Origin of the sequence: Curtobacterium sp. C1 (assembly GCF_021049325.1) — a bacterium.
Classification (GTDB): Bacteria; Actinomycetota; Actinomycetes; order Actinomycetales; family Microbacteriaceae; genus Curtobacterium; species Curtobacterium citreum.
Genome location: NZ_CP088076.1, coordinates 657,063 through 668,953, shown reverse-complemented (window position 1 = coordinate 668,953; position 11,891 = coordinate 657,063). Strand labels below are relative to the sequence as shown.

The following is an 11,891-nucleotide window of genomic DNA, read 5'->3' as shown; positions in this document are numbered from 1 at the left end:
GTTAGCGTGGAGTCCATGAACGATCCGGACGAGAACCGGCTCGGTCGGTACCTGGCTGCGCGACGCGCACTCGTCACCCCCGAGCAGGTCGGCCTCCCCGCCGGTCCGAACCGCCGCGTCCCAGGACTCCGCCGCGAAGAGGTCGCACTCCTGGCCGGGATCAGCGCGGACTACTACCTGCGACTCGAGCGCGGACGAGACCGCAACCCGTCCGCGCAGGTGCTCGACTCGCTCGCCCGGGTGCTGACGCTCGACGACGTCGAACGGGCCTACCTCGCGGACCTCACCGCGTCCCGGCCGCGCACGCGTTCTCGTCCGAGCCTGGTGCGCATCCCGCCTCGTCTCCGCCACCTGTTGGCCGCGGTCGAGGTACCCGCCTTCATCGAGAGCAGGACGCTCGACGTCCTGGCAGCGAACAGCCTCGCGACCGCGCTCTCACCCAGGCTGGCCGCCGGGCAGAACCGGCTGCGGTCGCTGCTCGTCGACCCTGAGGAGCGGGCCTTCCAGCAAGACTGGGAGCGCGCGGTCGTCGAGATGGTCGCTGCGTTCCGTCATGCCTTGGGCAGTGACGTCGACGACCCGAGGGCGGTCGAGCTCGTCGGGCAGCTCTCGCTCGCGAGCGCTCGGTTCCGGGAGCTCTGGGCGCGACAGGACGTGCGACCGCTGGCCGGCACCACCGTCACCGTGCAGCACCCGGAGCTCGGCTCCCTTCGCCTGAACCGGGACAAGCTTCCGGTCGGTGGTGTGATCCTCGTCCTCTACTACGCGGACGAAGGCTCCGCGGACGCCCAGAAACTGCGTCTGCTCGCTTCGCTGGCTCGCACGTCTCGGACGGAGACGGGTCCGCAGGAGGCGTCAGCGATGGCCTGACGACCGAGCCGCCGCGCGTACCCGATCCATCCGGAGCGGGGCCAGCGCTCGCTCCGCCTCCAGGATTCGAACCCGGACCTAACGGCACCAAAGGCCGTCGTGCTGCCGTTACACCAAGGCGGAACACACCCGTCCGGGTGCACCGACCATCCTCCCACGACGCGGACGCTGGCCGCGCGCCGTCGGTTCGGCCAAGATGGAGGGATGCCGCAGCAGGACGAGGTCGACCGGATCGTCGCGGCGTGGGGTGGGGAGCGCCCCGACCTGGACTTCGGCCCGCTCGAGGTGCTGTCCCGCGTGGACCGGCTCGCCCGGCACCTCGACCGCGCACGACGGGCGGCGTTCGACGCGAGCGACGTCGAGCCGTGGGAGTTCGACGTCCTGTCGGCGCTGCGCCGTGCGGGGGAACCGTACGAGCTCAGCCCGAAGTCGTTGCTGCAGCAGACCCTGGTTTCGAGCGGCACGATGACGAACCGGGTGGACCGGCTCGCCGCGCGCGGGCTCGTGAGCCGCCGGACCGACCCGAAGGACGGCCGGGGCATCCTCGTGTCGCTGACGAGCCGGGGTCGAGCCGCGGTCGACGCCGCGATCGCGGACCTGCTGCGCGCAGAGCGGGACATCCTGACCGGAGTGTCCGACGACGAGCAGGCGCAGCTCGCCGCGCTGCTCCGCCGGCTCATCCTGGGCCTCGGCGACTAGCGACGGACGGTCGCGGTCGCACCGTACCCGACACACGCGCCGGACCCCACGCACGCGCCGACAGCGGCCGGACTACCGTGCCGCCCATGCACGCGATCACCCTCGCCGTCACCGACGTCGCCCGCTCCGCCGCGTTCTACCGCGCCCTGCTCGGGATCGAGGGCAGCGGCGTCATCGGAATGGAGTACCCGGCCACCGACAACACCGCGGGCGGCACGACGGCGATGTTCACGCTCGACGACGGGCTGATCGTGAGCGTCTACGGCCGGGAGGACATGCGGAAGGACTCCGGCGTCGACCTGGCCACCGGACCGAGCACGGCGATCGGGCACTTCACCGACTCGCAGGCCGAGGCGCAGGCGTTCCTCGACCGGGCCCGTGTCGCCGGGGCGACGATGCTCGCGCCGCCGTACACACGCCCGTGGGGGATGTGGTCCGGGTTCTTCCAGGACCCGGACGGGCACCTCTGGGAGGTCGTCGCGAACCCGGGTGGCGGCGACCCCGCGTCGGTGGAGCAGGAACCGTCGGGGCGCTCGTGACGACCCGACGTCTTCTGCTCCATCGACGGCCGACCCGGCAGCGCCGACCCGGCCCCCGGCACCCCTAGACCCCGAGCGCCTCGGCGACCTCGAGCCAGCGCTCCTCCAGCTGCTCGACCTCGGCCTCGAGGTCACCGAGCTGCGTCTGCAACGCTCCGAGTCCCGCGTAGTCGGACTGGTCGTGTGCCGCGAACGCGTCGAGCAGCTTCTGCCGGTCCTGCCCTGCCTTCGCGATCTTGCGGTCGAGGGCCGACATCTCCTTCTCGGCAGCGCGCCGGTCCGCTCCGGACAGGCCGGGCGCAGCAGGGGCACCGGACGCGACCGTCCCGGGACCGGACCCGCCCGCCGGGGCCGTGTCGGGCCTCCCGGCTGATGCGGCGGCAGCCGCCGACGCCGTCTGCGGGACCGAACCCGACGCACGCAACCGCATGTACTCGTCGACCCCGCCCGGCAGGTGCCGGAGGTGCCCGCCGAGCACCGCGTACTGCTGGTCGGTGACGCGCTCGAGCAGGTACCGGTCGTGCGACACGACGAGCAGGGTGCCCGGCCAGGTGTCGAGCAGGTCCTCCATCGCGGCGAGCATGTCGGTGTCCAGGTCGTTCGTGGGCTCGTCGAGGATCAGCACGTTCGGCTCGTCGAGCAGGATGAGCATGAGCTGTAGCCGCCGCTTCTGCCCGCCACTGAGATCGCGAACCGGCGTGGAGAGCTGCTCCGACGTGAAGCCGAGGCGCTCGAGCAGCTGCGACGGCGTCATCTCCTTGCCGTCCGCGACGTAGCTCGTCTTCTTGCGGGCGACGACCTCGCGCACCCGGTCGTCGGCGAACTGCGCGAGGTCCGCGAGCTGCTGGTCGAGCACCGCGACCTGCACGGTCTTGCCGGTCTTCACCCGGCCGACGGTGGGCTGCAGCGCGCCCGACACCAGGTTCAGCAGCGTCGACTTGCCCGCGCCGTTCGGCCCGAGGATGCCGGTCCGCTCCCCCGGCGCGATCCGCCACTCGACGTCGCGCAGGATCACGTCGTCGCCGAACGAGACGCCGACGTCGAGCAGGTCGACGACGTCCTTGCCGAGCCGCGCGGTCGCCGTCTGCGCCAGGGCGACGGTGTCGCGGATGGGCGGGACGTCGTCGATCAGCGCGTTCGCCGCGTCGATGCGGAACTTCGGCTTGCTCGTGCGGGCCGGGGCCCCGCGGCGGAGCCAGGCGAGCTCCTTCCGCGCCAGGTTCTGCCGGCGCTGCTCGGACGCGGCGGCCTGCCGGTCGCGCTCCACGCGCTGCAGGATGTACGCCGCGTAACCGCCCTCGAAGGGCTCGACGACGCCGTCGTGCACCTCCCACGTGTCCGTGGACACCGCGTCGAGGAACCACCGGTCGTGCGTCACGACCACGAGCCCGCCCTGGTTCGAGGACCAGCGCCGGTTGATGTGGTCGGCGAGCCACTGGATGCCCTCGACGTCGAGGTGGTTCGTCGGCTCGTCGAGGAACAGCACGTCCCAGTCGCCCACCAGGAGCTTCGCGAGGGCGATCCGTCGACGCTGGCCACCGGAGAGGTCGTCGACGACGGCCTCCCACGGGATGTCCGACACGAGACCGCCGATGACGTCGCGGATCTTCGGGTCGCCCGCCCACTCGTGCTCCGCGAGGTCGCCGACCACGGTCGCGCCGACCGTGGCTCCGGCCGGGAGCACGTCGCGCTGGTCGAGGTAGCCGATCGTCAGCCCGCGGCGGTGCGTGACGCGGCCGGCGTCGGGCTCCAGACGCTGGGCGAGCAGCGCGAGCAGCGTCGACTTGCCGTCGCCGTTCCGGCCGACGACGCCGATGCGGTCGCCCTCGTCGAGGCCGAGGGTGACGCTGTCGAAGACGACACGGGTGGGGAACTCGAGATGCACGTTCTCGGCGCCGAGGAGATGAGCCACCCGACAAGGGTAGGTGGCGCGGGTGACGAGTCGAACCAGGGATGCGACGTCGAACCGACCGCGGTGGCTGGTTCGACGTCGGGAACGTGGTTCGACACATGGCTGCGCGCGGGCGTGCGCGCGCGCAGACGCGGGGCGCTGTCGCGCCGTCGGCCTGGAGGCGCGGGTCAGCTCCCCGGGGTCGGCTCGCCCTCGCCGGCAGCCTCCTTGGCACGGCGCAGTCGCGCCTGGGCCTCCCAGTACTCGATCTCCCGCTCGAGCGCGGCGAGCTCCTGCTCCGTGCCGGTCACGCGCGCATCCCCGTGGGCGGCGCGGGCGTGCCCGAGGCTCGCGTACTGGTCCTCGTGACGGTTCGGCTCGAGGTACCGGCCGTGGTTCCGGTCGTTCGCGCTCCAGTCGTGGCCGACGGCGAACCACACGATGCTGCCGACGACGGGCAGGAAGACGCAGATCAGGATCCACGCGAACTTCGGCAGACCGCGGACCTGGTCCTCGCCCCGCGTGATGATGTCGATCAGGGCGAACACGAGCAGGACGACTCCGGCTCCGTACAGCAGCACGCTCATGTCTCGGGAGTCTATGGACCAGTTGAGTGCCCGACCACGCCCAGGACGGGTGCCGCGATCACGATCCCGCGTCGGTCTCCTGCGGGGCCGTACAGGTCAGAGTGCGGCCACCCACTCGTCGCTGCCGTCGGTGAACCGCTGGTGCTTCCAGATCGGCGTCCGCTCCTTGACCAGGTCGACGAGGGCGCCGCACGCGGTGAAGGCCACCCCGCGGTGCGGTGAGGCCACGGCGGCGGCGAGCGCCACGTCCCCGATGCCGAGCGCGCCGACGCGGTGCAGGACGGCGATGCGGACCTCGGGGTGCTCGTCGGCGATGGTGCGGGCGACCTCGGCGATGACCTCGGCCGCGCTCGGGTGCCGCTCGTAGTCGAGCGCGGTGACGCCCTTGCCCCCGTCGTGGTCGCGGACGATCCCGGCGAAGGTCACCACGGCGCCGTCCTGGTCGGTCGCGACGGCCGCGGAGACCTCGTCCACGGTGATGACCCGGTCGACGACGTCGGCGAGGACGACGCGGTCTGCGGAGGCCCCGGCGCTCACGACGCGCTCCGTCGTGCGTGTCCTTCGCCGTGCAGCTGGGCGAGCACGTGGTCGAGCACCCCGTCGAGGACCGCGAGTCCGTCGGCGACCCCGCCGCGCGATCCGGGCAGGGTGACGACCAGGCACCGGCCACGGGCGATCCCAGCGACCCCCCGGGTCAGGAGCGCCGTCGGACCGGCGCCGGCGAGCCCGCGGCGACGGATCTCCTCGGTGATGCCGGGCAGCTCGAGGTCGACGAGGGGCGCCACGGCCTCGGGCGTGCGGTCGGTCGGTGTGACGCCCGTGCCGCCGGTCGTGACGACGAGCCGGGCATCGGCGAGCAGCTCCGCGGACACCGTCTCGGCGATCGGGCCGCCGTCCGGCACGATCGTCGGCTCGGCCACGGTGAAGCCGCGCTCGCGCAGCCAGCCCGCGATGACCGGTCCGGTGCGGTCGAGGGCGGGGTCCGTCGCAGCGGAGGTCGAGACGACGACCACGCCGGCGCGCCCCCTGGTCGGTTCGGTGGTCATCGGTTGCTCCAGTCACCGGAGCGTCCGCCGTGCTTCTCCAGCACCCGCACCTCCGTGATCACGGCCGCGCGGTCGACGGCCTTCACCATGTCGTACACGGTCAGCGCAGCGACGCTCGCCCCCGTCAGCGCCTCCATCTCGACGCCGGTGCGCGAGGTCGTGCGCACGGACACCTCGATCCGGACGCGGTCCCCGTCGCCCGTGATGTCGACCTGCACCCCGGCGATCGGCAGGGGGTGGCAGAGGGGCACGAGGTCCGAGGTCTTCTTGACGGCCATGATCGCGGCGATCCGGGCGGTGCCGATGACCTCGCCCTTCGGCAGCGACCCGTCGAGGATCCGGTCGACGACGTCCTCGCGCGTCACGAGGGTCGCGGTCGCCGTCGCCGAGCGGTCGGTGACGTCCTTCTCGGAGACGTCGACCATGTGCGCGGAGCCGTCGGCCCGGACGTGGGAGAGGTCGGGCTGGTCGGGCGCAGTGGTCATCGCAGGCTCCAGACGGTCAGGGGGTCGCCCGGTGCGACGGTGTCGGTGCCGACCGGGACGTGGACGAGGTGGGTGGCCGCCGCGAGGTGCCCGAGCAGGTGCGAGCTCGGCCCGCCGACGAACCAGACCCGGCCGTCCTGCACCCGGCCGCGACGGACCTGGTGCTTCGTCGGGGGCGAGGTCGTGCCCTCGGCAGCGGGGAGCTCGGCGGCGGCACGGTCGGGCGCGCCGACGAGTGGGGCGAGCACCGGGCGGAGGAACAGCTCGAACGACACGAGCGCGGACACCGGGTTGCCCGGGAACGCCACGACCGGGACCGGACGTCCGCCGAGCGCGACGGTGCCGAGCGCCTGGGGCCCACCGGGCTGCACCGCGACCGGGGTGACGGCGAGGCCGAGCGGCTCGAGGGCCTGCCGGACGACCTCGTACGCACCCGCGCTGATCCCGCCGGTGGTGAGCACGAGGTCGGCACCGTCCACCCCGGGGCCGCCGATCGCCTCGCCGAGGGCGTCGACGAAGCGGTCCGGGTCGTCGCGCAGGCGGACCGTGCGGGACCGGGCGCCGACCTCGGCCAGGGCGGCCTGCAGCGCGACACCGTTCGCGTCCCCGATCGTCGCTGCGGCGTCGGCACCGGCACGCGCATCGGCACCGGGGTTCGTCGTGTCGTCCCGCAGCTCGCTGCCCGTCGACACGACGAGCACACGCAGGGGCCGTACGACGTCCACGGCGTCGATGCCCGCCGCGGCGAGCGCCCCGAGCAGGGCCGGCGTCACCGGGGCGCCCGCGGGTGCGAGCTCGGCACCGGCGGCGACGTCGCTCCCGACGGTCCGGACGAACGTGCCCACCGTGGTGTCGACCGGGACCGTGAGCACGTCGAGCGCCATGGCCGCCGGGAAGGCCCCCGGCGGGACGGACTCGACCGGGATGACCGCGTCCGCGCCGTCCGGGATGCGCGCCCCGGTCATCACCGGCGCGGCGGTACCGGGGTCGAGCGGCGCGGGGACGATGCCTGCCGGGATCGGGTCGACGACGCGAACCACCGCACCGGCGTCGGCGGCCCGGACCGCGAAGCCGTCCATCTGGCTGTTGTCGAAGGTCGGTAGCGGCACCGGTGCGTGCACGGCCGCGGCGAGCACGCGGTACCCGCGCCCGGCGTCCGACGCGGTGGCGAGCGCCGCCAGCGACCGCCGCTCCGACCCTAGGCCGCCGAGGACCGGCGCGAGCAGCGTCGCGACCGCCTGGCGGTGCTGACCGATCGATCGCACGCGTGCCTCCGAACTCGTGTGGGCCCGAGCACTCGGCTGCTGCCGGTGGGCCGTCGATAGCGTATCCAGGGCGCACCGCGCGCCGAGGACATCGCCAGGACCTGTGGAGGACGACGTGAGCACGACCGCACCTGTGGACGGAACGACCGCACGCATCGGGGTGATCGGCGGCTCCGGCCTGTACCGGCTCTTCGAGGAGGGCACGGCCGACGAGCTCGTCGTCGAGACCCCGTTCGGCGCGACCTCCAGCCCGATCACCGTCGGCACGATGTCGGGCAAGCGCGTGGCGTTCCTCACCCGGCACGGCCGCGAGCACTCGGTCGCCCCGCACCTGATCAACCACCGCGCGAACCTGTGGGCGCTGCGCTCGCTCGGCGTCCGCGCGATCGTGTCCTCGAGCGCGGTCGGCGGCCTGCACCCGGACTACGCGCCCGGCACCTTCGTCGTGACGGACCAGCTCATCGACCGCACCTGGGGCCGCGCCGACACCTTCTTCGAGGACCAGGTGCAGCACCTGTCCTTCGCCGACCCCTTCGACCCCGTGCTCCGGCGCGCGGCGATCGACGCGGTGTCCGCCCTCGACGTGCCCTTCCGGCCGACCGGCACCTGCGTCGTGATCCAGGGGCCGCGCTTCTCGACCCGCGCGGAGTCCGTCTGGCTGCGCGAGGCCGGCGGCCACACGATCAACATGACCATGACGCCCGAGGTCCCGCTCGCCGCCGAGCTCGGCATCGGCACCGTGAACCTGTCGTTCGTCACCGACGCCGACGCCGGCCTGGCCCCGGCAGCGGACGAGACGGCCGGCCGGCCCGCCGCGGACACGGAGGCCCCCGTCACGCACGCCGCCGTGATGGAGCGCCTGGCCCGGGCGAACGAGGTGATCGTCCGCGCCATCGGCGACATCGTCGGTGCGCTGCCGGACGACTACACCCCGCGCGAGCTCGTCCCCGCCGCCGCCAGCGCCAGCGTCCTGTCCCGGGGGAGCGAGCGGTGACCCGCCTGCTCGTCACCGGCGGCGCGGGCTTCATCGGCTCCGCGATCGTCCGCCGCGCCCTCGCCGAGGGGTACGAGGTCCGCGTGCTCGACTCCCTCCGTGACGACGTGCACGGCGACCCCGCCGAGGTCGTCCGCGCCCACGAACAGCAGGGCACCGCGTTCGTGCACGGCGACGTCCGCGACCGGGCCGCACTGGAGGCCGCGCTCGACGGCGTCGACGTCGTCTGCCACCAGGCCGCCAAGGTGGGGCTCGGCGTCGACTTCCAGGACGCCCCCGACTACGTGTCCTCGAACGACGCCGGGACCGCGCACGTCCTGGCCGGCATGGACCGCCACGGCATCGGGCGACTCGTCGTCGCGAGCTCGATGGTCGTCTACGGCGAGGGCGCCTACGAGACCGCCGACGGCGAGCCGACCCGCCCGCCGGCCCGACGCCGCGAGGACCTGGACGCCGGACGGTTCGACCCGATCGGCCCCGACGGACGGCCGCTCGTCCCCGGCCTGATCGACGAGTCGGCGGCGCTCGACCCGCGGAACGTCTACGCGCAGACCAAGGTCGCGCAGGAGCACCTGGCCTCGAGCTGGGCCCGCGCGACCGGCGGGACCGCGGTCGCCCTGCGGTACCACAACGTCTACGGCCCCGGCATGCCCTCGAACACCCCGTACGCCGGCGTCGCGTCCCTGTTCCGGTCGGCGCTCGCCCGGGGCGAGGCACCCCGCGTCTTCGAGGACGGCCGCCAGCGACGGGACTTCGTGCACGTGGACGACGTCGCCGGGGCGAACGCGGCCTCGATCGCGGCGACCGCCGACCTGCCCGCCGAGACGTTCCGCGCGTACAACGTCGGCTCCGGCGTCGTGCACACGATCGGCGACATGGCGTCCGCGATCGCCGGACCGGACGGCCCGCAGCCCGTCGTCACGGGCGAGTACCGGCTCGGTGACGTCCGGCACGTGACGGCGTCCTCGGAGCGCATCCGCGCCGAGCTCGGCTGGCACGCGCAGGTCGACTTCGAGCAGGGCATGCGCGACTTCGCGACCGCCCCGCTCCGCGCCGCCGTCCGCTGACCCGCACCGGGCCGCGCCTGACCGCGGCCTGCCCATCCCGGGCACCCGCCCGGCGCGACGCGCGCGCCGGGCGGGTGCCGTGCCTCCCGTCCGTCCCCCGAACGTGTGACGCGACAGCCGCAACACGCGCACTGACGCGCCCGGGGGACACGGATCCTGTACCCCGCGACGTTGCATCGTGTTGTGTCGAGGGCATGCACCCCGAGCCGACCGACGCCCCCGACCCCGCCGAGGACGCGACGCGCGCGGCGGACGCCCCGACCCGTCGATCCGGCGTCCCGCACCGAATGGGCGGCATGGACGTCGACGTGATCCTGCCCTGCCTGGACGAGGCCGACGCGCTCCCGCGCGTGATCGGCGCGCTGCCCCCGGGCTACCGGGCGATCGTCGTCGACAACGGCTCGACGGACGGCTCCGCCGACGTCGCCCGCGCGCACGGCGCGACCGTCGTCACCGAACCGGTCAAGGGCTTCGGCTCCGCGTGCGCCGCCGGTGTCGCCGCCGCGACCGCCGAGTACATCGCCTTCTGCGACGCCGACGCCTCGATGGACCCCGGCGAGCTGCCCGCCCTCGTCGCCCGCGTCGCGGACGGCCGCACCGACCTCGCCCTCGGCCGACGCGTCCCCACCACGCGCGGCGCGTGGGCACCGCACGCCCGGTTCGCGAACCGCGTGCTCGCCGTCCTGATGCGCCGCGCGACCGGGTACCGCCTCCGCGACCTCGGCCCGATGCGCGTCATGCGCCGCGCCGACCTGGTCGCGCTCGACCTGCAGGACCGCCGCAGCGGCTACCCGCTCGAGATGGTCCTGGCCGCGCACGCGGCCGGCTGGCGCGTCGACGAGTCCGACATCGGCTACGCGCAGCGCGTGGGCGACAGCAAGGTCACCGGCACGCTGCGGGGCACCGTCAACGCGGTCCGCGACATGTCGCGCCTGCTGCGCGAGTACGGCCGGGAGGCACGTCCCCGGACCGTCGCACCCGGTCCCCTCCGGCGGACGGCCGGGCCCACGGCCCCCACTGCTCCCGCCGGCACCACCGCTGGCACCACCGCCACCGCCACCGCCACCGAGGGAGCACGCTCATGACCGACGTCACCGTGGTCGTCGTGGCCAAGGAGTGCCTTCCCGGCAAGGTGAAGACCCGGCTGACGCCGGCCCTGACTCCCGAGGGCGCCGCGCGAGTCGCCGCGGCCTCGCTCGCGGACACGATCGCGACGGTGCGTGCGCTGCCCGCTTCGCGTCGGGTGCTGCTCTACGACGGCGTCGTGCTGCCGGACGGCACCGACGACTTCGAGGTCCTGCCGCAGGTCGGTGGCGGCCTGGACGAGCGACTCGGGGCGATGTTCGACGCGATGAGCGGTCCGACGCTCCTGGTCGGGATGGACACCCCGCAGGCCTCGGCGGCGGACCTGTCCCCCGTGTTCGACGACCCCGACCGGGACGCGTGGTTCGGTCCGGCCGAGGACGGCGGCTTCTGGTCGCTGTACCTGCGCGAGCCGGACGGGGCCCTGCTCCGCGGTGTGCCGATGTCGCAGGACGACACCGGCGCCGTGCAGCGGTCGCGACTGGCCGACGCGGGGCTCGACGTGGGCCTGCTCGAGACCCTGCTCGACGTGGACACCGTGCCGGACGCCGACCGCGTCGCCGCGCTCGTGCCCGACTCCCGGTTCGCCGCGGCCCTGCGCGACGAGACCCTGACCGAACTCGCCGAGTGCGGAGGTACCCGATGACGATGCACGACACCGTGACCTTCGGGGCCGGCGGCGGCGAGCCGTACGCCCGGGCCCTGCGCACCGACGGCAGCATCCGGCTCACGGACCCCGAGCGCCCGGACGTCACCGTCACGATGGACGTCGGCCGCTGGAACGCCGCCGCCGACCGGGTGGACCGGTCGCTGCTCGACGGTGCGGACGGCCCCGTGATCGACATCGGCTGCGGCCCCGGGCGGATGCTCGTCGCCGCACGGACCCTGGGCATCCCGGCGCTCGGCGTCGACGTCTCGGCCGAGGCCGTCGCGATCGCCCGACGCTCCGGCGGCACCGCGGTGCAGGGCTCGGTCTTCGACCCGATCCCGAGCGAGGGCCGCTGGGACACCGCGCTCGTCATCGACGGGAACATCGGCATCGGCGGGGACCCCGTCGCCCTGCTCGCCCGCTGCGCCGCGATCGTGCGCGACGGCGGCCGGGTCGTCGTCGAGGCGCACCCGGACCCGACCGCCGACCGGGCCTTCACGGCGCACGTGGTGGACACGGACGGGAACCGCAGCGGGGCCTTCCCGTGGGCCGAGGTCGGCATCGAGGCGCTCCTGGAGCACGCGGAGGCCGCCGGGCTGCGGCCGCGCCAGAGCTGGACCGCCGAGGGCCGGACGTTCTGCGAGCTCGTCGCCTGACCCCGTGTCCCTCGTCGTGTTGTCTTGCATCGTGTTGTCTTGCATCATGCAACACACGGG

General features: G+C 74.1%; 14 protein-coding genes and 1 tRNA gene. 8 read left to right on the top strand and 7 right to left on the bottom strand.

Annotated elements, in window-relative coordinates; genetic code table 11:
- Positions 1-15: 15 nt before the first annotated feature.
- Positions 16-870 (top strand): helix-turn-helix domain-containing protein, encoded by an 855-nt coding sequence (locus tag LQK89_RS03400; protein WP_231050203.1) that lies wholly within the window; start codon positions 16-18, stop codon positions 868-870.
- Between the two features lie 51 nt (positions 871-921).
- Here LQK89_RS03400 and LQK89_RS03395 read toward each other — a convergent pair.
- Positions 922-993 (bottom strand) — tRNA-Gln (locus LQK89_RS03395).
- An 81-nt stretch (positions 994-1,074) separates the two neighbouring features.
- Here LQK89_RS03395 and LQK89_RS03390 point away from each other — a divergent pair.
- The gene (locus LQK89_RS03390; RefSeq protein WP_058740569.1) at positions 1,075-1,569 is read left to right on the top strand and encodes a MarR family winged helix-turn-helix transcriptional regulator; all 495 of its coding nucleotides are present in this window, start codon (positions 1,075-1,077) and stop codon (positions 1,567-1,569) included.
- A gap of 86 nt (positions 1,570-1,655) precedes the next feature.
- A complete protein-coding gene (locus tag LQK89_RS03385; RefSeq protein WP_231050202.1) occupies positions 1,656-2,108 on the top strand; it encodes a VOC family protein in 453 nt (150 codons plus the stop codon).
- A 64-nt stretch (positions 2,109-2,172) separates the two neighbouring features.
- On the opposite strand, the gene LQK89_RS03380 is transcribed toward LQK89_RS03385, so the two are convergent.
- The 6 genes from LQK89_RS03380 to LQK89_RS03355 all read right to left on the bottom strand — a co-directional run bounded on the left by LQK89_RS03380 (position 2,173) and on the right by LQK89_RS03355 (position 7,382).
- Positions 2,173-4,020 (bottom strand): ABC-F family ATP-binding cassette domain-containing protein, encoded by a 1,848-nt coding sequence (locus tag LQK89_RS03380; protein WP_231050201.1) that lies wholly within the window; start codon positions 4,018-4,020, stop codon positions 2,173-2,175.
- Positions 4,021-4,187: 167 nt separating this feature from the next.
- Complete coding sequence (locus LQK89_RS03375; protein ID WP_058740572.1) at positions 4,188-4,586, bottom strand: PLD nuclease N-terminal domain-containing protein; 399 nt, start codon at positions 4,584-4,586, stop codon at positions 4,188-4,190.
- Between the two features lie 96 nt (positions 4,587-4,682).
- Positions 4,683-5,123: a molybdenum cofactor biosynthesis protein MoaE gene (locus tag LQK89_RS03370; protein WP_231050200.1), complete on the bottom strand. Its 441-nt coding sequence runs from the start codon at positions 5,121-5,123 to the stop codon at positions 4,683-4,685.
- Positions 5,120-5,632, bottom strand: coding sequence for a MogA/MoaB family molybdenum cofactor biosynthesis protein (locus LQK89_RS03365; protein ID WP_231050199.1), 513 nt, complete (start codon positions 5,630-5,632; stop codon positions 5,120-5,122). Before LQK89_RS03365 ends, LQK89_RS03370 begins: the two co-directional genes overlap by 4 nt.
- On the bottom strand, positions 5,629-6,117 hold the full coding sequence (moaC, locus tag LQK89_RS03360) for a cyclic pyranopterin monophosphate synthase MoaC (RefSeq protein ID WP_231050198.1): 489 nt from the start codon (positions 6,115-6,117) through the stop codon (positions 5,629-5,631). Before moaC ends, LQK89_RS03365 begins: the two co-directional genes overlap by 4 nt.
- Positions 6,114-7,382 (bottom strand): molybdopterin molybdotransferase MoeA, encoded by a 1,269-nt coding sequence (locus tag LQK89_RS03355; protein ID WP_231050197.1) that lies wholly within the window; start codon positions 7,380-7,382, stop codon positions 6,114-6,116. The genes moaC and LQK89_RS03355 overlap by 4 nt, the downstream gene beginning before the upstream one ends.
- A gap of 115 nt (positions 7,383-7,497) precedes the next feature.
- On the opposite strand from LQK89_RS03355, the gene LQK89_RS03350 reads away from it, so the two are divergent.
- The 5 genes from LQK89_RS03350 (at position 7,498) to LQK89_RS03330 (ending at position 11,831) form a co-directional block, all read left to right on the top strand.
- Positions 7,498-8,376 (top strand): MTAP family purine nucleoside phosphorylase, encoded by an 879-nt coding sequence (locus LQK89_RS03350; RefSeq protein ID WP_231050196.1) that lies wholly within the window; start codon positions 7,498-7,500, stop codon positions 8,374-8,376.
- A complete protein-coding gene (locus tag LQK89_RS03345) occupies positions 8,373-9,443 on the top strand; it encodes an NAD-dependent epimerase/dehydratase family protein (protein ID WP_231050195.1) in 1,071 nt (356 codons plus the stop codon). The genes LQK89_RS03350 and LQK89_RS03345 overlap by 4 nt, the downstream gene beginning before the upstream one ends.
- Positions 9,444-9,637: 194 nt before the next feature.
- On the top strand, positions 9,638-10,528 hold the full coding sequence (locus tag LQK89_RS03340) for a glycosyltransferase family 2 protein (RefSeq protein WP_331000568.1): 891 nt from the start codon (positions 9,638-9,640) through the stop codon (positions 10,526-10,528).
- Positions 10,525-11,172: a TIGR04282 family arsenosugar biosynthesis glycosyltransferase gene (locus tag LQK89_RS03335; protein ID WP_231050194.1), complete on the top strand. Its 648-nt coding sequence runs from the start codon at positions 10,525-10,527 to the stop codon at positions 11,170-11,172. Before LQK89_RS03340 ends, LQK89_RS03335 begins: the two co-directional genes overlap by 4 nt.
- Positions 11,169-11,831 carry a class I SAM-dependent DNA methyltransferase gene (locus tag LQK89_RS03330; RefSeq protein WP_175325356.1) on the top strand — a complete coding sequence of 221 codons (663 nt, stop codon included), beginning with the start codon at positions 11,169-11,171 and terminating at the stop codon, positions 11,829-11,831. Before LQK89_RS03335 ends, LQK89_RS03330 begins: the two co-directional genes overlap by 4 nt.
- The last annotated feature ends 60 nt before the right edge of the window (positions 11,832-11,891 follow it).

Excerpts from the sequence above, each read along its gene's own strand:
- LQK89_RS03400 (WP_231050203.1), top strand. The coding sequence starts at position 16 with ATGAACGATCCGGACGAGAACCGGCTCGGTCGGTACCTGGCTGCGCGA.
- LQK89_RS03330 (WP_175325356.1), top strand. The coding sequence starts at position 11,169 with ATGACGATGCACGACACCGTGACCTTCGGGGCCGGCGGCGGCGAGCCG.
- LQK89_RS03385 (WP_231050202.1), top strand. The coding sequence starts at position 1,656 with ATGCACGCGATCACCCTCGCCGTCACCGACGTCGCCCGCTCCGCCGCG.
- LQK89_RS03340 (WP_331000568.1), top strand. The coding sequence starts at position 9,638 with ATGCACCCCGAGCCGACCGACGCCCCCGACCCCGCCGAGGACGCGACG.
- LQK89_RS03335 (WP_231050194.1), top strand. The coding sequence starts at position 10,525 with ATGACCGACGTCACCGTGGTCGTCGTGGCCAAGGAGTGCCTTCCCGGC.
- LQK89_RS03375 (WP_058740572.1), bottom strand. The coding sequence starts at position 4,586 with ATGAGCGTGCTGCTGTACGGAGCCGGAGTCGTCCTGCTCGTGTTCGCC.
- moaC (WP_231050198.1), bottom strand. The coding sequence starts at position 6,117 with ATGACCACTGCGCCCGACCAGCCCGACCTCTCCCACGTCCGGGCCGAC.
- LQK89_RS03390 (WP_058740569.1), top strand. The coding sequence starts at position 1,075 with ATGCCGCAGCAGGACGAGGTCGACCGGATCGTCGCGGCGTGGGGTGGG.
- LQK89_RS03365 (WP_231050199.1), bottom strand. The coding sequence starts at position 5,632 with ATGACCACCGAACCGACCAGGGGGCGCGCCGGCGTGGTCGTCGTCTCG.